Below are 18,379 nucleotides of genomic sequence, written 5' to 3'. Positions count from 1 at the left end.
GTTAAAGGAATAGGATGCTTGCGATATCTTCTTTTTGTGGCCTGCCTACCAACCCAGGTGCTCTACCACATCGGAAGCGATGAGCGCCGTTTGTCCGCGGGCTTCGGCGGCACGGTCGCCGGCCAGGCCGTGCTGGTATACACCTAAAATGGCGGCATCGGCAGGTGGGTATTTTTGGGCGAGAAGGCTGGTGATAATGCCGGTGAGTACATCGCCGGTACCGCCGGTGGCCATGCCCGGATTGCCTGTCGAGTTGAAATGGACGTCGCCATGGGGAAGAATAACGGCGGTATTGGCGCCTTTCAAACAGAGAATTACTTTGTATTTGGCGGCAAATGCCTGCGCTTTTTCCAGTCGCTCATATTCGTTACTGCTTTCGCCCGCAAGCCTTTGAAACTCTTTTGGGTGTGGCGTTAATATCGTGTTTTCCGGCAGTTTGTAAAGCAAATGCCGATTGCCCGATAGGATATTCAATGCATCCGCATCGATGATGACAGGTACCCTGGCCTGTTCGAGTACTTTTTCGAGCGCTTTTACAGTCGCGGCGTCCTGGCCCAGTCCCGGGCCGATGCCGATAGCTGTCGCCGAGGTAAGGTCCGGCACTTTGCTAATGTACTTTTCGGACTCATCCACGGTCGTCATCGCTTCGGGGATGGAGATTTGCGCAATCTCGTACCCGCACGCGGGCACATGCATGGTGAGCAGGCCCACACCCGAACGCAGGCAGGCTTTTCCCGACAAAACCGCGGCCCCCATTTTTCCGTAGCTTCCGGCGATCAATACCGCGTGGCCGTAGGTGCCTTTGTGCGAAAATTTCTGTCGCGGTTTAATGCGCTTTTCGGCCTCCGACTTGCCGGTGAAATGGAAAGGCGTGGCTGTTTGGTCAATATATTCCGGGCTAAGGCCAATATCGACCACATGCCATTCGCCCACGTATTCCGCATTCTGAGGAAGCAGGAATGCGAGTTTCGGCAACTGGAATGTAATGGTGTATTTGGGTTTAATGATGATGTCGGAAGGGTCGTTGGGCCGATCGGTGAAGAGTCCGCTGGCGATGTCGACAGCGATTAGCCGATTAGGCAGGTCATTTAAATACCGTATCACAATGGCTAATAGGCCGTCGACCGGCCGCGACAGGCCCGAACCCAGCAACGCGTCGATGCAGACGACCTGCTTGCCCAGTTGCGGAAGATCGTTTTCGGAATGGATCCGGCGCGGTGTGAGGTGGTTGCCGAGCCGCGCCAAATTTTGCCGGAAATCGTCGGTTGCCTGCAAGGTATATTCGACCACGAAAACCTGTACATCATAACCAAGGCCGCTCAGAATGCGGGCGATTGCCAGGCCGTCGCCGCCGTTGTTTCCCTTGCCGCAAAAAACGGCGACAGGGCGGGTATTTACATATTGATTACAAAAACAGCGTACAAATGCCTGGGAAGCACGTTCCATCAGGTCGATGGAGGCAATGGGCTCGTGTGCGATCGTGTAGGCGTCCATTGCCCGGATCTGTTCTACATTGAAAATCTTCATGATAATCACGCGAAAAGCTTTTTCTTACGGACAAATAATGCTAGCTTTGCACTCGTTTTCTCAAAAGCTGTTTTGAATGAAGGGGCGTCACCCCGTCCGCTGGAAGCAAGCTATCATTTTAAATCCATAAAATCACTCGTCATGAGCGAACTTATTAAACTCGTTGAAGCTACGATTGAAAATCGTAAATCCGAGTATCCTGATTTCAAATCAGGCGACACGATTAACGTTCACGTGAAAATCCGTGAAGGTAACAAAGAGCGTATCCAGCAGTTCCAGGGTACCGTAATGCAGCGTCGCAACGTAAACGGTAGCGGTGAAACTTTTACGGTACGTAAAATTTCAAACGGTATCGGTGTGGAACGTGTTTTCCCGATCCTTTCACCAAGCATCGCGAAAATCGAGCTTATCCGTCGTGGTAAGGTACGTCGTTCACGTCTGTTCTTCCTGCGTGGCCGTCAGGGTAAAGCCGCTCGTATTAAAGAGCTTAAATCCGCGAAGTAATCCAAAGGATCTTCGGCACGAAATTTTAAGACCCCGCAAGCGAATTTTTCTTGCGGGGTTTTGTTTTTTGAACAAAATCAGTCTGATTTTGTTCAAAAAACAAAACCCCGCCGTCAGTTGAAACTGACGGGACTGGAGAAGAATTAAGATTTTGAAATTCAGTATCCCTAAAAATCAAAATATCGCTTGCCGTCAGTTTTAACTGACGGGAATTGATTAGAATAGAATTGATCAGAATAAAATTGCCTAGATAAAATTGATTGAGGTCTGATTGATTGCAAATATTTGTATTGCTATGACTATCCCATTTTATAAATACCAGGGTACCGGCAACGACTTCGTCATGATCGACGACCGTGACCTGCAATTCCCAGCTTCAAAAGAACTGATCGCCTCGATCTGCCACCGCCGCTTCGGGGTCGGTTCCGATGGCCTTATCCTCCTCCAAAATGCCGAAGGTTACGACTTCCGCATGGTGTATTTCAATGCGGATGGCGGCGAGGGCAGCATGTGCGGCAATGGCGGCCGCTGTGTAGTGCGTTTCGCGAACGACCTGGGCCTTTTCAAGGATAGTACCAAATTTATAGCCGTCGACGGCGAGCACGAAGCGACGGTTTCGGGCGACACGATCCGCCTGAAAATGTCGAATGTGAATGGTGTGGAACAATACGAGGAATATGATTTCATGAACACCGGCTCGCCGCATTATGTGACTTATGTGGACGATATTCACGAAGCGGATGTTGTGAACATCGGCAGCGAGATTCGCTATGGCTCCGTGTACGGCCCGCAAGGCGGTACGAATGTGAACTTTGTCGAAGTGATTGAAGACAACCACCTCAGCGTACGTACCTACGAGCGGGGCGTGGAAGACGAAACCTTTTCCTGCGGAACGGGCGTAACCGCCTGCGCATTATCCGCACATCTCCGTAAAGGCTGGGCAAGCCCGGTGACGGTCGAGACGATCGGTGGTACGCTGGCTGTCGAATACCGGGAGGTAGGCGAAGGACAGTTTAAAGATATTTACCTGATAGGCCCCGCAGTGCGCGTTTTTGAAGGTACTTTGAAAGTTTAGAATTTAGAGTTAAAGTTTAAAGTTTAGAGTTTTAAGTAAAAAGTAAAGCCTCGCAAGTCGATGATTTGCGAGGCTTTACTTTTTACTTTGCTTTCTACTTTAAACTTAAAACTTTCAACTCCGTTATTCCGACTCGATAATACCGCCTTTTACGTGGTAAATCCGCTTATCGGTCCATTCGGGGACGCGGCAGTAGTCCATCGCGGCGACCTTGCTGCGGACGCCATTGGTGCAGATCACCACAATGGTATTGTAAGGAGCCAGCAAATCCCGCTTTTGCCTTATTTCGGCTAGCGGAATGTTGATCCCCCCTTCGTTGAACTCTTCAAATTCCCAGTTTTCCCGCACATCCACGAGCACGGCACCGGGCTGTTTCGCTAATGTGAGTGCCAGCCCGAGATCGATGTCGGAAAAGGTTTTTTTCTCCATTAAGCGGGTTGTCTGACCGCCGCGAACGGGTGATCGTTCACTACCGGGATATTTTTGGCGATCAGCTTGTGAATGTCTTTGAGATAAGGCTTTTCCTCCTTGTCGCAGAACGACAATGCAATGCCCTTCGCGCCGGCACGGCCCGTACGACCGATGCGGTGGACGTACGTTTCCGGAATGTTCGGAATTTCGTAATTGATCACATGCGTGAGGTCATCGACGTCGATGCCCCGCGCGGCGATGTCGGTGGCTACAAGCACGCGGGTTGTCTGATTTTTGAAGTTTTTCAACGCGTTCTGGCGGGCGGTTTGCGACTTGTTGCCGTGAATGGCTTCCGAGGTCACGCCTGCCTTGCGCAGTACTTTCACTACTTTATCAGCCCCATGTTTGGTTCGGGTAAACACCAGTGCCGTAGCAATGGATTCATCTTGTAGAATATGCAGCAGCAGCGAGTTTTTATTTGACTTATCTACAAAAAACACCGATTGACGGATGGTATCCGCCGTAGAAGAAACCGGGGTTACTTCCACTTTTACCGGGTTTCGCAGAATGGTCCCTGCCAATGTCACGATCGCCGGAGGCATTGTGGCCGAGAAAAACAGCGACTGGCGCTTGTTCGGCAAAAGTTTGATCACCTTCTTCACATCATGCACAAAACCCATGTCGAGCATCCGGTCGGCCTCGTCGAGTACGAAAAATTCCAGCTGGTTCAATTTAATGAATCCCTGGTTGATCAGGTCCAGTAACCGGCCGGGAGTGGCAATGAGTACATCGACGCCTTTTTGCAGCGCGTCGGTCTGTGGTTTTTGGCCCACGCCACCGAAGATAACCGTATGCCTCACCCGCGTATGACGCCCGTAGGCAGCGAAGCTCTCGCCGATCTGGATCGCCAGCTCGCGGGTAGGGGTTAGAATCAATGCGCGGATACGGCTCCTTTCGAATTTCCCAACGGGGTTTTCATGCAGCAACTGCAACATCGGAATCGCAAAAGCGGCAGTCTTGCCGGTGCCTGTTTGTGCGCAGCCCAGCAAATCTTTACTTTCTAAAATAACCGGAATAGCTTTGGCCTGAATGGGAGTGGGAGTGGTGTATCCTTCTTCTTGGAGAGCCCTTTTAATCGGCTCTATGAGTTTTAAATCCTGAAATGTCATCTGGTCTTTTTAATGGCTGCCAATTTTTTTTAACTTTCTAAACGCAGCCCGAATAGTATGATTGGCCATTGTGGCCGTGGGTATAACAGAACTATACTTTTAAACGTTCAGTGGTTATACTTCACAAAAGTAGTCAGTAATCCTCTAAATTTGATCATTAGCCATCAACACAGCTATACTATGGGCAGAATTCTTACTCTCGCATTGCTATTATCCCTCTTCTTTGCAGTGGCTCAGGCCCAGGATATATTGGTCCGTAAAAACGGCTCTATCATTGAAGGAAAGGTAGTCGAAGTCGGTATCGACCGGGTTTTGTACAAGATCAGCCAGGAAGCCAATGCGGCCAACTTCGTGGTCAGGAAGAATGAACTGCTGCGTATCGAGTTCGGGAACGGTCAGACGATCTGGTTCGACAAGCGCCGGGAGCGCAGCGCCGACCGTGGACGCGAACAGAATTCCCCCATCGTTCAGGATGAGGAATTTGGCAAAAACAAAATAGATGTTTCCCCTTTCAAAGCACTCGACAGCGGCCCGGGCTTCGGGATCAGCTATGAAAGGATTCTGGGTAAAAACGGCTATTTCGGATTGCTTTTACCGTTTACAATCACGGTGGCAGACAGCTATTACTTCCCTATGGGTTCGGAAAACTCCAACAACGAGGAGATGTACTATTTTTCGCCGAGCTTGAAAGTTTATCCGTTCGGCCAAAAACGCGTTACTTACGCCGTAGGGCCTACGCTCTATGCCGGTATGGGCAAACGCTGGAATAACTATACGGATTACGACCCCGCGACGCAAGTCTACACATCGCGGGAGGAAGAAAGGGAACGTTTCCGGATGGGCATGATCGTCAATAATTACGTCAACTTTCAGATCACAAAACATTTCCAGATCGGCCTGAATGCCGGCGTAGGCCCGCGGTACATCGACCGCGAGAAGTTCGGATCGAAGGTTTATAAAACCAGAGGTATGGAAATCACCGGCGAGTTCAATTTCAATCTGGGTTTCCGGTTCTGATCATTTCACGACGCGGAAAACGGGATAGCGCATATATTCCTTTTCCGTGTAGTCCGAATTCCGGTATATAAAATCCAGCTGGGCATTGCCGTTTTGGGCAAATTCGGGATCGCCTTTGCGTTTTTCGTCCAGCTTTGCTTTCAGTTCCGGCGATTTTTTGAGCAGTTCCGAGGCCAGATCTTCAAAAACATAGCCGGAATAATGCTCCTTGGCTTGTAAAATCGTATCAAAGAAATTCCATTTAAAAAAGGAATCCACCGCTTTAGGTTCGAGGGTTTCGACGATGTAGCGGTTTGTCCATTGATTGACAGGGATGTACCAATCTCCTTTTCTGAACGTCAGCTTCTGCTTTTCGGTCCTTAACTTCACCGAAGTGTGCCAGTAATGCCCTTCAAAAGGCTGTTTGGGCGTTTCCAGCTCTTCGATGTAATACGTTTCGACCTGTATTACGGAATCCTTTTCCAGCGCATTCATTTTTACGCCATTCAAACGCAGCAGCCCGGTCACATGATGCCAGCCTTGAGGGATGACGTAGGCCTCGGGACGAGTGACCACGTCGAGCGGAACGTAGGTGTCGTAAAACGGAATGTCCTTCGTAAACGGCTTAGACCGGTCGTAATGCAATCTCGGTAAGCCGCTGACTTCACTGGTAATATATTCAGGTTCATAGCCTTTGAATGCGATGGTGGATTGTTTCGACTTGTCGACCTGCCAGCTAACGGCGAATTTTTCCTGCGTTTTCACGGCTTCTTTCGTTTCTCTCCGAAGTTTAAGAAGGGCTTTCCGGTGAGCGGCGAGGAATTTGATATTGCCATGCAAATAGGCATAAGTCGATCTGACGCGCTGGTCGTAAGGTTTCAGCATGTGCGTTTCGGTCATCACGCCGATGGTATGAAACAACGCGGCATAACCGGTAGAATAGCGCGGCCAGTCGGGGAATTGGACAAAACCCTTGTCGGGCGTTTGTCCGTAAGCATTTACATAGGGCGTCGCCTCGAATCCCGCTTCTTTTAAATGCTTGTACATATAGGGCAGGAACACCTTGTCGTTGAACTCACCCAACGGACCGCCCAGCTTGTCTTTCTGGGCATAATCGAGCGTCATCACATACTGGTAATCCGCCCCGTTGCTCACGTGCGTATCCGCGAAAAGGTCCGGGTCGAGTTCGTGGAAAATAGCTGCGAAGCTCCGCGCATTGCGGGTGTCCGATTTGATAAAGTCCCTGTTTAAATCGTAATTCCTCGCATTCCCCCTGAAACCATATTCTTCCGGGCCGTTCTGATTGGTGCGTGTGGTGCTATTGCGGTTCAATGCGCCGCCGATGTTATAGAAAGGGATAATGGCTACCAACACGCTGTCCAACTCCGGAAATTTGGCAGGGTTCACGAGGATGTCCCGTAGCAGGAGCATCGACGCGTCCACGCCGTCGGGTTCGCCGGGATGAATGGCATTATTGATCAATAAAACCGCCTTCCCCTGCGCTTTCAGCTTTTGGATGTCGAAGACCTTGTTTTTTGAATACAATACCAAATGTAAGGGCCTGCCGCTGTCGGTAAGGCCTTTTTCCTGCATTTGTACCTGCGCGAAATTTTTGGCCAGTTGCCGGTAAAATGCAATGCCTTCCTCGTAGGTCGGTGTTTGCTTGCCGCCGCTCTTTTCAAAGCGGGTCTGGTACTGGGCCGCCACGTTGAATGCGAGAGCCAGCAGGATGAATGTCAGTCGGAAATGCATAAAAATGGGCGGATGTCAGTATTTGTATTGTTCGAGCAAATGAAGATAGGGTTGCAGGCCATGGTGGACAAATATCTGCTGGTCGGAGTCGGGAAATTGGCTGTAATAGGCCTCATCCGCCAATAGCAAGACGGTCGGGCCGGTACGGACGTAATTGCTGCTTTTGTAAAAATCGGGCGACTGGTATTCGGGCAGGTTTTTGGATACAATTTTACCGGCATACCTGCCAAGGTACTTTTCGTAATTGCGCTGTGCTTTTTCGCTGGGTTTTCTCAAACCCTTGTAAGCGTGGCGCATACCGATACGCGCAATGAGCTTTTGCTTTTTGATAATGCCGTCGATGTTCTTGAACGGGTTGGTGTTGTTGAAATCGCTGAGGATTTGCACCGAGAACGGTACTTCCGGTACCCAGTCGGCCGAGTTGACCACATTATAGCCCCAGCCGCCGTCGACCAGATGCTCGTACTCGTAGGCAAAATAGGTATTGCCCACTTTGGGCGCAGCGCTGGCGTAAGTTTTGAAACGGATATCTTTGGGCAATGTCCCCTGTTTTTGAAGCGAATGCAAATGCGCCGTCATCAGATAACTGAGCGCACCGCCCTGGCTGTGGCCCATGATCAGGAAATCCCTGACGCCGGTTTTGTACATGGAGTCGATCTTTGGGACAATATCCCTGGCCAGAAAGGCTGTGCCCACGAGCCAGCCAATGTGCACTGCCGCTTTCGGATTATCCGCCAGATGGTATTTGAATGTATAGTCATTGCTGATTTTCAGCTCCCCGCGGGCGGGTACCATGGCGGCATAAAAGTTTTCGAGCCAGCCTACGGCATTCATGGTCGTGCCGCGAAGGTTGATGATACCCACCGAAGATCTGGTCTTCCAAAGGCCCCATCGGTTGTCGAGGCCCATCACAGGGGAGGTGTAAATGGAGTCGGAATGGGCCGGCCGCGGTACTTTGAACTTCTGCCGGTTGGTCATGGTGGTGTCGTATAGCAGGGCGTGGATGTAAACGAGCTCCTGATATTCGGCTTTATCGAAACCGGGTTTTAATTTTCCTACCTGTGGAAATGCCGGTTGAGCGGCGAGCATGCCGAACATAATGAAAAGGAGAGGCCTGGTCCGGCACAGGTTAAAGGTCTTTTGCATAGTTGATAGCGAAGCGTTGAATAAGAGGCAACCTTTGGTTTACTAATGTAGGAAAACAATCGATGCAACCGGATTTCGAGGGCTTTCAAATCGCATTTCGGACACGTTTCAGAAGGTTTCTTTTAAATTAGAATACCATTAGAGTTTGCCCGTGCAACCCTATCCGCCTTGAATGCGGGCCTGTAATTTTCTATTTTTGGTTAGCCTAAAAAATATTTTCATGGAGCTTTACTATTCATTTTCGATACTGATCGTCCTTTCCGCAATATTCGCGTACCTCAATTCGCGGTTTCTGAAACTACCGCCTTCCATTGGCGTAATGGTGATCGCATTGATGGTTTCGCTGGGACTTCTGGCGACCGACAGCATTTTTCCCCGCACATTTATCCGTATTTCGACACTCATTGCCAGCGTCGATCTGACCGAAATACTCATGGGCGCCATGCTTAATTTCCTGCTCTTTGCAGGCGCCATTCATTTGCATCTGGAAGACCTGCGCGAACAGCGACTGCCGGTAATTATCTTTTCGACTGTCAGTGTAGTCATTTCGACCTTTGTGATTGGGTTTCTGATGTACAACATTTTGCCGTTGGTCGGTATAACCATTCCGTTAATACAATGCCTCGTTTTCGGGGCATTGATTTCGCCTACCGACCCCATTGCGGTGTTGGGTATTCTCAAACAGGCCGGTGTTCCCAAATCGCTTGAAACCAAGATCGCCGGCGAATCGCTTTTCAACGACGGTATGGCGGTAGTGGTGTTTATCCTCATGCTCGCACTGGCACGTGGCGAAGAGGTGAATACTTCGTTCGCGGGCATTGCGACGCTTTTTGTGAAAGAAGCATTGGGCGGCATTATGCTTGGGTTGCTGCTGGGTTTTCTGGGTTCTAAAATGATGTATCGGGTAGATGGCTACAATGTGCATGTGCTCATTACGCTCGCCATCGTGATGGGCGGGCACCTGGCGGCGCAGGCGTTGCATATGTCAGGCCCGCTGGCAATGGTGGCGGCCGGGCTGGTCGTAGGGAATTACGGTAAAAACCCCGGTGCGGTTTCGGACACCGAGCGCGACTATATCGACAAGTTCTGGGAGCTGATCGACGAAATCCTGAATGCGATCCTGTTCCTGATCATCGGTTTTGAATTGCTGCTGATCCCGGATATGAAGCAATATGGCTGGGCGGGATTGATTGCCATCGCGGTAGTACTTTCGGCACGCTTCATTTCAATTTACATTCCCGTCAAACTGATCCCGTTCAGGACCCGTTTCGGTAAAAAGTCGATTGCGATATTGGTGTGGGGAGGGTTGCGCGGCGGGGTGTCCATCGCGCTGGCGCTGTCCATCGACCAGGAGCTGAATAAGGACTTGCTGCTTGCGATCACCTATTTTGTAGTACTGTTCTCGATCATTGTCCAGGGGCTCACCGTAGGCAAGCTCACCGACCGGTTTGCCAACGAGGAAGAAGCGACCGTTTAGGAAGCCGGACCGCCGACGAGCCGGTTAATCAACGCATTTACCTTGTTCAGCCAGAGTGTTTGTCCCTCGCAGGTCCAGTGCGAATCGCCTTTCAGGTAGGCCGAACGGCCCATTCGGCGAAAATCGGGCAGGATGTCGATGTAGGGCATTTCAAGCCCGGGATGGTTGTATATCCTCTCTATGAGGTTGTTATACCGGCCATAACCGGGGCTGAGAACGGAAACCTTGTTTGGAATAATGGACAGTATGACGTTGTCGAAACCCAGCGAATCCGCGAAATTGCGGCTCGCATTTAGGTTAGCGATCATCGAATCGAGCTCCGTTGTGCGTACAGGCGTGAAGGCGGACGTAATTTCAGGAGTGTCGGTATCCATGTAATACACCATATCGCGGTCGTTGTTCACCAATGTGACGCCCGAAGCCTCGCGGTCGAAAAAGCGGTGGTTGAAATCGGATTTCCATTCCTTTATGCGCAATGCAAGGTCGTTTTGAAAGAGAAAGCCGTCGAGCCGGTCGGCGGTGTGCTTTCCGCTGAACGCTTCGTCGAGCCGATGGACGAACTTTCCGGGCCCCACTTTTGCAACGAATGTGGCCGTATCCGGCACGAGTACGGTGAGCTCGGTGGCGAACCGCTGCCGGAAGTGACGTTCGACGGTTTCGATCAGCAGGATATTATGCTCCGCCGTATCGAGTTTGATATGGAGAAAATCGGCGAGATGCACGTAGGTGTATTCATCGACGGCAAAATCGGCCTTCCCTACACGGCCTTTTTCCGTAAAACTATCCCCGATAATGTATAAATGTACTTTTTTGGGCGATTCGGGCCTGGCTGGTGGGAGGTAGCCCGTGCAATGCTTACGGGGATCGCGAAATGCGGAGAGCGTCGATAATTTGTACAAATCGCCGTATTGATAACCGTCTTCCACGATTTGTTCTTTCCAAAGCCAGGGCAAAATGGACGGGCTGAGCCCCACAATCCAGATAAGGCAGCCAATGGCCAGAACAATATATCTCAGAATTTTCATAGACATTATCTCAACTTGATCGACCAAACCTGAATTTTCTTTTCCGACCGGCTGAATATCAGTAATTTATAATAGCCCGGCTGGTAAGTAAGCTGCACCGGCATTTCCGACGGGATCGCTTTGTCGCCCAGGCGCTTTCCATTCATATCGAAAACCGTCGTATAACTGCCCGATTTGATGGTGATAAACCTGTTGTCGACCCCGAAGAAATGGTATTGGATCACCGCATTGGGTAAAATATCCTTGATTTCGAACAACTCGCGCCCGTCTTTGGTAATAATGGCGGTTTTGGAGTTGACCGACCGCACCAATATCCAATCCAGCGAATTGCGGTCGAAAAGAATCCGAAACCGGGAGCCGGGTTCGGGCCGGAGCAATTGCTTCCGCGATGTGATCTTGCCATCAAGGCTGATGCGGATCAGCTCCCCGGAAACGCTCACGCCCACGAGTTCGGGCTGGCCGGTCTGCGGGTTCTGCGCCCACGTGAAAGGGCTTTCCGCCCGTGTCAGGATATCGACCGGGAAGCCGGGCCTCACGGTGCCGTTTTCTTTGAGCAGATAAATTTTCCCGTTTTGTTGCGTCACGATAAACCCTCTGTTGCCTATCTGGTTCAGCGCCACCACCGGCCCGACGATCTTGTCGAAGCGCACCGAATGGTTGAGACGTTTGAGCGGACGCGTCACGCTTTCCCATACAAACAGCTCTTCGGCGGAGCTCTTGACGATAAACCTGTTACTGCCGTCTTCACCGCCGTCGATCAGGTACAACGCGGAAATGGCGTCGGAAGCGGGCAAATGTGCCTGGAATGTGGAGACGTTCGTGGAGTCGTCTTCATCCAGTGCATATACCGTGCGCCCCGTTGCGAAAATGCGTTGCTGGCGGCCGATGTTCAGAAAGTCGACCTTGTAAGCCGAGGTGCCGATCGGTCCGTTCAGTTTCGCGATGGTTTCGGTTTTTCCCTCACGGAGGTTATTTGTTCTGAGCAGGTTGTGCTCCTTGTCGGTTAGCAATATTTCCGAGCTGCCGTCGATCGGGTTCTGCAAAGCGGCCAGTTCCGAATCGTAGATGTCCGGCCACTCGATGTCGATGTTCAGGAAAGTACGATTGAGCACCTTGCTCGCGGTTTGCCGTTTTTTGGGTTGGAACGTGAGTTCGGGGAAGGCTTCACTGCCGTCGAAACGGCATTGCAGGGTAATGGATTCGATCTTGGCCGTCAGGTCGCTGTATTTTTTGCTTACCTGTGTTTCTTCTCCCGATTGCGCCTTCCGCAGGTTCACGATCATCGCCAGTTGGGCTTCGTGATTGACATTCGTGAGCACGCTGTCGTATTCGGGGGATTGCTTCCAGGTAATCTGGTTTTCGTAGTCGACAATGTAGTTCTGCAAAACCTGTGAATTGTTGCTGATCACCAGGTAAGGCGCCACATAGGTAATATAGCTGCGGGGAAAACCCGTGAAAAGCGGCCCATACAAGCCCAAAGGCAGCTCGGGAATAGGTATCGCATAAATGTCGTAGCCCTGGTACTGGTCCGCCGAAACGTTGCTTTCCTGATTTGCCAGTCTTGCGAGCTTTTGGAGCACGGGCCTCACTTTGTCGTAATTTGAAAATTCGGTCAGCAGGATTTTGCCGTCGGTAATGCTGTTGTTTTCTTCGAGCTGGCATAGTACAAATTCAGAACCGATGTTATCGGTCAGCAGGTTGCTTTCGCCCGAAATATAATAATTAAGCTTGTCCAGGGCGGGCGACTTGTATTTATTATGCCATTTGGAAAAAGCGGCTTTGAACGCCGCCTTATCCGCCGCCGCCGCGCGGTACAAAAAGGAGGTTTGCTGGGAAATATGCTTGTGCCCGGTAAACGGAACGCCGGGATTGTCTTTGAAAAGATCGGTCAGATAATAGTCCGGAGCATCGGCACCGTCCGATTTGATCACGAGATTTCCCTTATTTTCGGCTTTTTCAATATGAAAATCCTGATAAGTCGGGAAGCTCTTTCCAAACTCCGCCAACGTGGCCACATTCTCCATGGACATTACCGATTTCCAGGCATCCGTACGCAGGTAAAGGCTTGTTCCGTAATCCGAATCGTTGATGTTCGAGAAGCGGGAGCGCAGCCGGAAAGAACCGATATTGAGCGAGGAGGCGCGGACGGCATCTTCGACGAGGTCGCCGTAATAGCTGACAACCAGGTAATGGTCTTTCACCAGATAGGAAAACAGCGGCCGCGAATTGGCGTCGATGGCGTCGGTGATGCGATGGTCCTGGAAGTTGTGATGCAAAAGCCGGATGTTGGCATGCTGGGGGCTGGCGAGCCATTTGGCTTCGTCGTCCGTCACCGGAATGTACATAATTACGCCCCATTCGGTACTCGTGCGCGGGTGGTAGGAGTAGGAGAGCGTTTTGCCTTTCAGGAACGTTTTGAGCTTTTGGGAATCCTTCGTCAGCAGGTTAAGCAATGTCAGGTTATCGCTGGCGATGTCGAGAAGAGGAAGCCGTTTAAGATCGAGAGCGGCCTCCGTGGCCGTATAGGCCGAATCCTGCAAATGCTCGCTGGTAATTACCACCACGGCATTGGACGGGATGAATTGCCAGGCCGCCGACGAGCCCCTCGACCATCTGAACAGGAAATATCCTGCTGACGCGATAATGACGACCAGCAGGATAGCAATCAGTTTTTTTTTCGACACAAGCCTGTTTTTTAAGCGCGGATCGCTTTCACTTTATCATTTAGTTCGAGGCGAAACCGCAAGAGTTCTTTAAAGCTTCGGATACAAACTTTCCACAGGTTCCATTTCACGATCGAAACGGTGCCGGTTTCCCGGTCTTTATGGGTGATAGGGATGTCGAACAGCTCCTGTCCCGATTTTTTAGCCATCACAGCCAGGAAGATATTCGGAGCGAACGGTTCCGGGTTGGGCAGCTGGGCCATCAGTTTTTTCAGGAATGTTCCTTTGATCAGGCGGAACGGGATGTTGCTGTCCATGATAAATGTGCCATAAACAGCGGAAATGGTCCCGCGAAGGAATTTCGTGATAAAAAGGCGTACACCGGCGTCATGCCGTACCTGGCGATAGCCCAGTATGAATTGCGACTGAGAGCGTTTCTCCCAGAGCTTGTCAAAATCTTCGGAAACGAACTGGTCGTCACTGTCGGTCTGAAACACGTATTCCGAACCCAGTTCCAGCGCTTTGCGGTAGCCGTTTACGACCGCATTACCATGCCCGCCGTTTTTCTGGTGCACCACCGTGAGGTTGTCGATTTCGGCGTCCAGTTTATCCAGCAATACCTTCGTGTTGTCTTTCGATCCGTCATTGATGACGATCAGGGTAGTGTTATCGTTGGGAAATTTGGTTTTGAGGAAGGAGGTCCAATTATAAACTACTTTTTCGATACAATCCTGCTCATTGTATGCGGGCATTACTATACTCAGAAGATATGACATGCAAAAGCGTATTTGGTATGGTTGCGCGAAATTAATAAATAAAGCCTGTAACCGGGCTATGGGGGTCCATTATTTAGTAAGCGTACTTGTCTTTCAGGGCGTTAATCGGTTTCTCGAAAAAGTGCCAGGAAACCGACGCCACTAAGACAGTGAGCGCTACCACGACTGTTGCTTCGAACGCGATATTGCCTTCGAGACTGGGGATATATTGATAGATTTTACGGAAAAGCCTGACCGTCGGGTGCATGGGACCGCTGTGAAAGTGGTTGTAAACAAAATTGTGGTACAGGTACAGGCCATAGCTGATTTTGCCAAGATAAATACACACCGGATTTTCAAGAAACGCGGCCATCCAGCCCCTGAAACCCATCACAGCGCGTCCTATGAGCATAAACCCGAAAATGGACGACATGGTTCTGTCGAGCACCACGTACGGGAAGTTGAAAGGCTGCGCGAGCGATTTGGCCCACCATTGTACCAGTACCCATCCCAGTAATCCAAGCAGAACCGGCCATGACTTATTGAAGAATTTAACAAACAAATCATTCTTATACAGCTGCGTCCAGGCCATCAACCCGCCCAATGCGAAAGAATCGAAACATGCGGGCGTGGATACGTACGCGACCGTCCATTCGCCCATGGTGACGAAGTTGGTACCGGGTATCCTGCCGGTGTAGAAAATGTAAAAGCGCAGAAGGATACTGAAAATGCCCATTAAACCCAGCACAGGCACCAGTCTGTTCTTTGGAATGAAGAATATCAGAAAGGGAAAGAAAAGGTACACCTGTTCTTCCACGGCCAGCGACCACAAATGGTCCACTGAGCCCATCCACGTTTTGTGCAGGGCAATATAAATGTTGGTCCCGTACAATGCGAGCCAGGCCAGCTTCTCGCGGACCGGCGGCACGTTGAAGATGAACAGCAAAGCGATGATCAGGTAGTAGACCGGGAAAATGCGGATCGTTCTGCGGATCAGGAACTTACGCAGGTATTTTTTGAAGCCGCCGGGCGTTCCGTACGTCTTTTCCTTGCTTTTGAGCAGAATGCGGGAAATCAGGAAACCGCTGAGGACGAAAAAGATCGTTACCCCCAGCGCACCAAACGGGATGATATTGATTTCCACGATCAGGTGGTCGAGCAGGACCAGTCCCACCGCGATAAAGCGCACGCCGTCGAGTTGAATAATGTGTCCTTCCGAATTGGTGCGCATGGTTACCAGTTAACTTTCACTTCTTTTTTACGCGATTCTTTGACCGTCACACGCTGGTCTTTGAACAAAATGCCGGTTTGATCTCCTTGTTGATGGATGAGCGCCACTTTGTAGGTGCCCTTGTCCATTTCAGAAAACGGAATGTCGGCATAGAAGCCGGGGGCGAAGTAATATTGTTTCAGAAACAGCTGCCTGCGGCTCGTGTTCCGCGTACGCAGGGCCGGGAAAATGTAATAGCATTTGTCCGAACTCAAAAGCACATACACGCCGCTGTCCTGCAAACGCTGGCTGGTGAATGTGGTGTTGCTTACTTTAATAGACGCGGTATCTGTCGCGAATGTGGTCTTATCATATAAGTCGACCATTCCGCGCGAGCTTCCGGCGTAGTTCTGGCGGTCGGCAATGGCGATGAGCGGCAGCCATTTGTCGTAAATGACGGGCGTTTTCTCGACGATGTTAGCCGTAAATGACGTATCTGCCGGATATTTCAGGGATTTATCCGTAAATGTCCAGTTGAACTGCCACGTTACCAGCTGCTTTCTCAGATTGTAGGCATCCACCAGATGATAATGGTAACTGAACACATTAAATGTGACTGCCAACGCGATAATAGCGGTAATGTAAGGCGAAAGGAAGCTGCCGCGTATCGGGACTACTACGTAAATGTAGGCCGTGATCAACAGAAGTACCGAATAGATTTTATACCGGCTTGTAATCAGCCCTTCCAGTCCAAAACCGGCCCGCGTATACACCACGATCAACGCCGTTCCGAGAATGAACAGGATTACGCCAAGGCAAAACAAGTCGGTGGTCCGCTCGAATTTGACTGAATATTTATTTCGTAGAATCCTGAAAAGGGTAGTGGAGGCGATTGAAACCGCAACCAGGAACAGCACGATACCGAGAAAAAGGCACACCTTGAAATGATCGAGTACCGGAATGGACTCGGCAAAAGAACCCAGGAATGCCATATAGCCTTTTGCAAGCTGTACAATATTGGCCTTCGATTCGGGGTTGGATTCAGGTTTGGTATACCAATAGAAATAGCAGAATATCTCAGCGGCGCTTATAATCAGCCATAATGCAAACCGCTTCCGGTTCTGCGAAAGGAAGAGCAAAAGAGCGCCCAGGGGCAAGACCATCAATCCATTGCCACTGGTAAGTACAGTTACTACACTGAGCAATATCGCCGCTGTAAATGGCAGTACTTTGGGATTGATAACCAGGTATAGCGTCCAGAGCACAAGGGTGACAACCCCGAGATTTTGCACCGCAGCCATACCCCAGTACATATTTTCCCAAAATGCCAGCGTCATCCACAGGAATGGGATGGGTACCAATGCAAAAAGCGGCTTTTTGTTCTTTTTAAGCAGATCATACCAAAGCGGAATAGCCGCCAGAAGCAATATGTTGCCGGCGGTCATCAAGTGTCGGTAGTTGAGGTGCCCCAAAACGGCGTAATCGATCCACGCAAAGAGCCTGGTGAGAGCAATGCGGTGTTCGTTATGCTGCTTGAAAAGCGCGCGGATTTTTCCCTGCCAGTCGCCGGCCTGCGCATATTCGGCGATGAAGTTTTTCAGCGCATGGTCGTCCCATTTGGGGATGTTAATGGCATAGTAATCCCAGACCGTGAAGTAAATGGCGACGGGTAACAGCAGGATCAGGCTCAGAATAATGGTGAAAGCCTTTTTCGTCATGCCGTGATCATTAGTTGGCTGATGCTCGACAAGATCGAATCCGCGTCAAGCCCGGAAAGTTTCTGATGATAGCTTTGGCTGCCATAGCGGCTATTGGGGTAGCCTTCCGCTTTCAGACTTTTAAATACCGAAGGAAAAATGCCTTTTTCCAGCAATTGGACCGAAAGCTGCTGAGCCAGACCGCCGGTGCTGATGTGCTCCTCGGCGACGAGGATCGCCGGTGCTTTTTTAACCAGCGTGACCAGTTCGTCCGTCAGTTCGAGGGGGAAATGTAATGCAGTAACTAGATTCACTTTCCCGGCCAGCTCCGGGGCGAGCCCCAGCGCCGACAGCACATTATTGGCGATCGGGCCTAATGCAAAAACTGTCATTTCGGCATTTGCCGGCTGATGTATTACTTTAAACGACCCCGTGAGATAACTGTTCGGAGGAGTGGTTTTACCCGCTCCGAGGCGCAGGTACGCGGGGCGGGCATCGGCGGCGATTTGCCGCACAACCGGTACCACCTCGTCGGCGAAGGCAGGTACCCATACCTGGGCATTCTGCTGGCCGCTCAGGCATGCCAGGTCTTCGATGGTATGGTGGCTGCTCCCCATGATACCATACCCGTAACCGCCGCCATTACCTACCAGGAATACAGGCAAGTTGTTGAAACATACATCGTTGCGGAATTGCTCTAAACAGCGGTATACGATAAATGGCGCGATGCTGTAACAGAATACTTTATATCCTTTGTGTGCGAACCCGGCGGCTACACCCACCATATTCTGCTCCGCCACACCGGCATTGATAAACCGCTTGCCCATTTTGGCCTGCAAATTTTCCAATGCGTTATATCCAAGATCGCCCGTAATGAAAATGACCGAGTCGTCTTCCGTTGCGAGCTCTTCTATGGCTGTTGAAAATTCTTTTCTCATCGTTAAGTGGGCGCTACGCCGGTTGATTGCTTAA

At 50.6% G+C, this 18,379-nt stretch carries 15 protein-coding genes; 4 read left to right on the top strand and 11 right to left on the bottom strand.

Annotated elements, in window-relative coordinates; translation table 11 throughout:
- Nucleotides 1–45 precede the first annotated feature (45 nt).
- Complete coding sequence (locus tag ABV298_RS06845) at nucleotides 46–1,527, bottom strand: NAD(P)H-hydrate dehydratase (RefSeq protein WP_353721410.1); 1,482 nt, start codon at nucleotides 1,525–1,527, stop codon at nucleotides 46–48.
- A 141-nt stretch (nucleotides 1,528–1,668) separates the two neighbouring features.
- Between ABV298_RS06845 and rplS the strand changes: the two genes are divergently transcribed.
- Both rplS and dapF read left to right on the top strand, forming a co-directional pair.
- Nucleotides 1,669–2,031 carry a 50S ribosomal protein L19 gene (gene rplS, locus ABV298_RS06840; RefSeq protein ID WP_353721409.1) on the top strand — a complete coding sequence of 121 codons (363 nt, stop codon included), beginning with the start codon at nucleotides 1,669–1,671 and terminating at the stop codon, nucleotides 2,029–2,031.
- A gap of 295 nt (nucleotides 2,032–2,326) precedes the next feature.
- On the top strand, nucleotides 2,327–3,106 hold the full coding sequence (gene dapF / locus ABV298_RS06835) for a diaminopimelate epimerase (protein WP_353721408.1): 780 nt from the start codon (nucleotides 2,327–2,329) through the stop codon (nucleotides 3,104–3,106).
- Nucleotides 3,107–3,229: 123 nt separating this feature from the next.
- Here dapF and ABV298_RS06830 read toward each other — a convergent pair whose 3' ends face one another.
- Nucleotides 3,230–3,535, bottom strand: a complete 306-nt coding sequence (locus tag ABV298_RS06830) for a rhodanese-like domain-containing protein (protein WP_353721407.1) — start codon at nucleotides 3,533–3,535, stop codon at nucleotides 3,230–3,232.
- A complete protein-coding gene (locus ABV298_RS06825) occupies nucleotides 3,535–4,686 on the bottom strand; it encodes a DEAD/DEAH box helicase (RefSeq protein ID WP_353721406.1) in 1,152 nt (383 codons plus the stop codon). Before ABV298_RS06825 ends, ABV298_RS06830 begins: the two co-directional genes overlap by 1 nt.
- 180 nt (nucleotides 4,687–4,866) lie before the next feature.
- Here ABV298_RS06825 and ABV298_RS06820 point away from each other — a divergent pair, with 180 nt between their 5' ends.
- Nucleotides 4,867–5,703 carry a hypothetical protein gene (locus ABV298_RS06820; protein ID WP_353721405.1) on the top strand — a complete coding sequence of 279 codons (837 nt, stop codon included), beginning with the start codon at nucleotides 4,867–4,869 and terminating at the stop codon, nucleotides 5,701–5,703.
- Here ABV298_RS06820 and ABV298_RS06815 read toward each other — a convergent pair whose 3' ends face one another.
- Nucleotides 5,704–7,434, bottom strand: a complete 1,731-nt coding sequence (locus ABV298_RS06815; RefSeq protein WP_353721404.1) for a M14 family metallopeptidase — start codon at nucleotides 7,432–7,434, stop codon at nucleotides 5,704–5,706.
- Nucleotides 7,435–7,449: 15 nt separating this feature from the next.
- Entirely contained in the window at nucleotides 7,450–8,580 is a 1,131-nt protein-coding gene (locus tag ABV298_RS06810) for a lipase family protein (protein WP_353721403.1), read from the bottom strand.
- 220 nt (nucleotides 8,581–8,800) lie between these two features.
- Between ABV298_RS06810 and ABV298_RS06805 the strand changes: the two genes are divergently transcribed.
- A complete protein-coding gene (locus ABV298_RS06805; RefSeq protein ID WP_353721402.1) occupies nucleotides 8,801–10,057 on the top strand; it encodes a sodium:proton antiporter in 1,257 nt (418 codons plus the stop codon).
- On the opposite strand, the gene ABV298_RS06800 is transcribed toward ABV298_RS06805, so the two are convergent.
- The 6 genes from ABV298_RS06800 to ABV298_RS06775 form a co-directional block, all read right to left on the bottom strand.
- On the bottom strand, nucleotides 10,054–11,082 hold the full coding sequence (locus ABV298_RS06800; protein WP_353721401.1) for a hypothetical protein: 1,029 nt from the start codon (nucleotides 11,080–11,082) through the stop codon (nucleotides 10,054–10,056). The genes ABV298_RS06805 and ABV298_RS06800 overlap by 4 nt on opposite strands.
- Before the next feature lie 5 nt (nucleotides 11,083–11,087).
- Nucleotides 11,088–13,766: a DUF3352 domain-containing protein gene (locus ABV298_RS06795; protein ID WP_353721400.1), complete on the bottom strand. Its 2,679-nt coding sequence runs from the start codon at nucleotides 13,764–13,766 to the stop codon at nucleotides 11,088–11,090.
- Between the two features lie 11 nt (nucleotides 13,767–13,777).
- Nucleotides 13,778–14,521, bottom strand: a complete 744-nt coding sequence (locus ABV298_RS06790) for a glycosyltransferase family 2 protein (RefSeq protein WP_353721399.1) — start codon at nucleotides 14,519–14,521, stop codon at nucleotides 13,778–13,780.
- Nucleotides 14,522–14,594: 73 nt separating this feature from the next.
- A complete protein-coding gene (locus ABV298_RS06785) occupies nucleotides 14,595–15,731 on the bottom strand; it encodes an acyltransferase (RefSeq protein WP_353721398.1) in 1,137 nt (378 codons plus the stop codon).
- 2 nt (nucleotides 15,732–15,733) lie between these two features.
- Nucleotides 15,734–17,428, bottom strand: a complete 1,695-nt coding sequence (locus tag ABV298_RS06780) for a hypothetical protein (protein ID WP_353721397.1) — start codon at nucleotides 17,426–17,428, stop codon at nucleotides 15,734–15,736.
- Complete coding sequence (locus ABV298_RS06775) at nucleotides 17,425–18,345, bottom strand: transketolase (RefSeq protein ID WP_353721396.1); 921 nt, start codon at nucleotides 18,343–18,345, stop codon at nucleotides 17,425–17,427. The genes ABV298_RS06780 and ABV298_RS06775 overlap by 4 nt, the downstream gene beginning before the upstream one ends.
- Nucleotides 18,346–18,379 lie beyond the last annotated feature (34 nt).

Origin of the sequence: Dyadobacter sp. 676, from assembly GCF_040448675.1 — a bacterium.
Taxonomy (GTDB): Bacteria; Bacteroidota; Bacteroidia; order Cytophagales; family Spirosomataceae; genus Dyadobacter.
This window is presented reverse-complemented; position numbering and strand designations above follow the sequence as displayed.

Bases quoted from the DNA above. Each gene is read 5' to 3' on its own strand.
- ABV298_RS06845 (WP_353721410.1), bottom strand. From the start codon at position 1,527: ATGAAGATTTTCAATGTAGAACAGATCCGGGCAATGGACGCCTACACG.
- rplS (WP_353721409.1), top strand. From the start codon at position 1,669: ATGAGCGAACTTATTAAACTCGTTGAAGCTACGATTGAAAATCGTAAA.
- dapF (WP_353721408.1), top strand. From the start codon at position 2,327: ATGACTATCCCATTTTATAAATACCAGGGTACCGGCAACGACTTCGTC.
- ABV298_RS06830 (WP_353721407.1), bottom strand. From the start codon at position 3,535: ATGGAGAAAAAAACCTTTTCCGACATCGATCTCGGGCTGGCACTCACA.
- ABV298_RS06825 (WP_353721406.1), bottom strand. From the start codon at position 4,686: ATGACATTTCAGGATTTAAAACTCATAGAGCCGATTAAAAGGGCTCTC.
- ABV298_RS06820 (WP_353721405.1), top strand. From the start codon at position 4,867: ATGGGCAGAATTCTTACTCTCGCATTGCTATTATCCCTCTTCTTTGCA.
- ABV298_RS06815 (WP_353721404.1), bottom strand. From the start codon at position 7,434: ATGCATTTCCGACTGACATTCATCCTGCTGGCTCTCGCATTCAACGTG.
- ABV298_RS06810 (WP_353721403.1), bottom strand. From the start codon at position 8,580: ATGCAAAAGACCTTTAACCTGTGCCGGACCAGGCCTCTCCTTTTCATT.
- ABV298_RS06805 (WP_353721402.1), top strand. From the start codon at position 8,801: ATGGAGCTTTACTATTCATTTTCGATACTGATCGTCCTTTCCGCAATA.
- ABV298_RS06800 (WP_353721401.1), bottom strand. From the start codon at position 11,082: ATGAAAATTCTGAGATATATTGTTCTGGCCATTGGCTGCCTTATCTGG.
- ABV298_RS06790 (WP_353721399.1), bottom strand. From the start codon at position 14,521: ATGTCATATCTTCTGAGTATAGTAATGCCCGCATACAATGAGCAGGAT.
- ABV298_RS06785 (WP_353721398.1), bottom strand. From the start codon at position 15,731: ATGCGCACCAATTCGGAAGGACACATTATTCAACTCGACGGCGTGCGC.
- ABV298_RS06780 (WP_353721397.1), bottom strand. From the start codon at position 17,428: ATGACGAAAAAGGCTTTCACCATTATTCTGAGCCTGATCCTGCTGTTA.
- ABV298_RS06775 (WP_353721396.1), bottom strand. From the start codon at position 18,345: ATGAGAAAAGAATTTTCAACAGCCATAGAAGAGCTCGCAACGGAAGAC.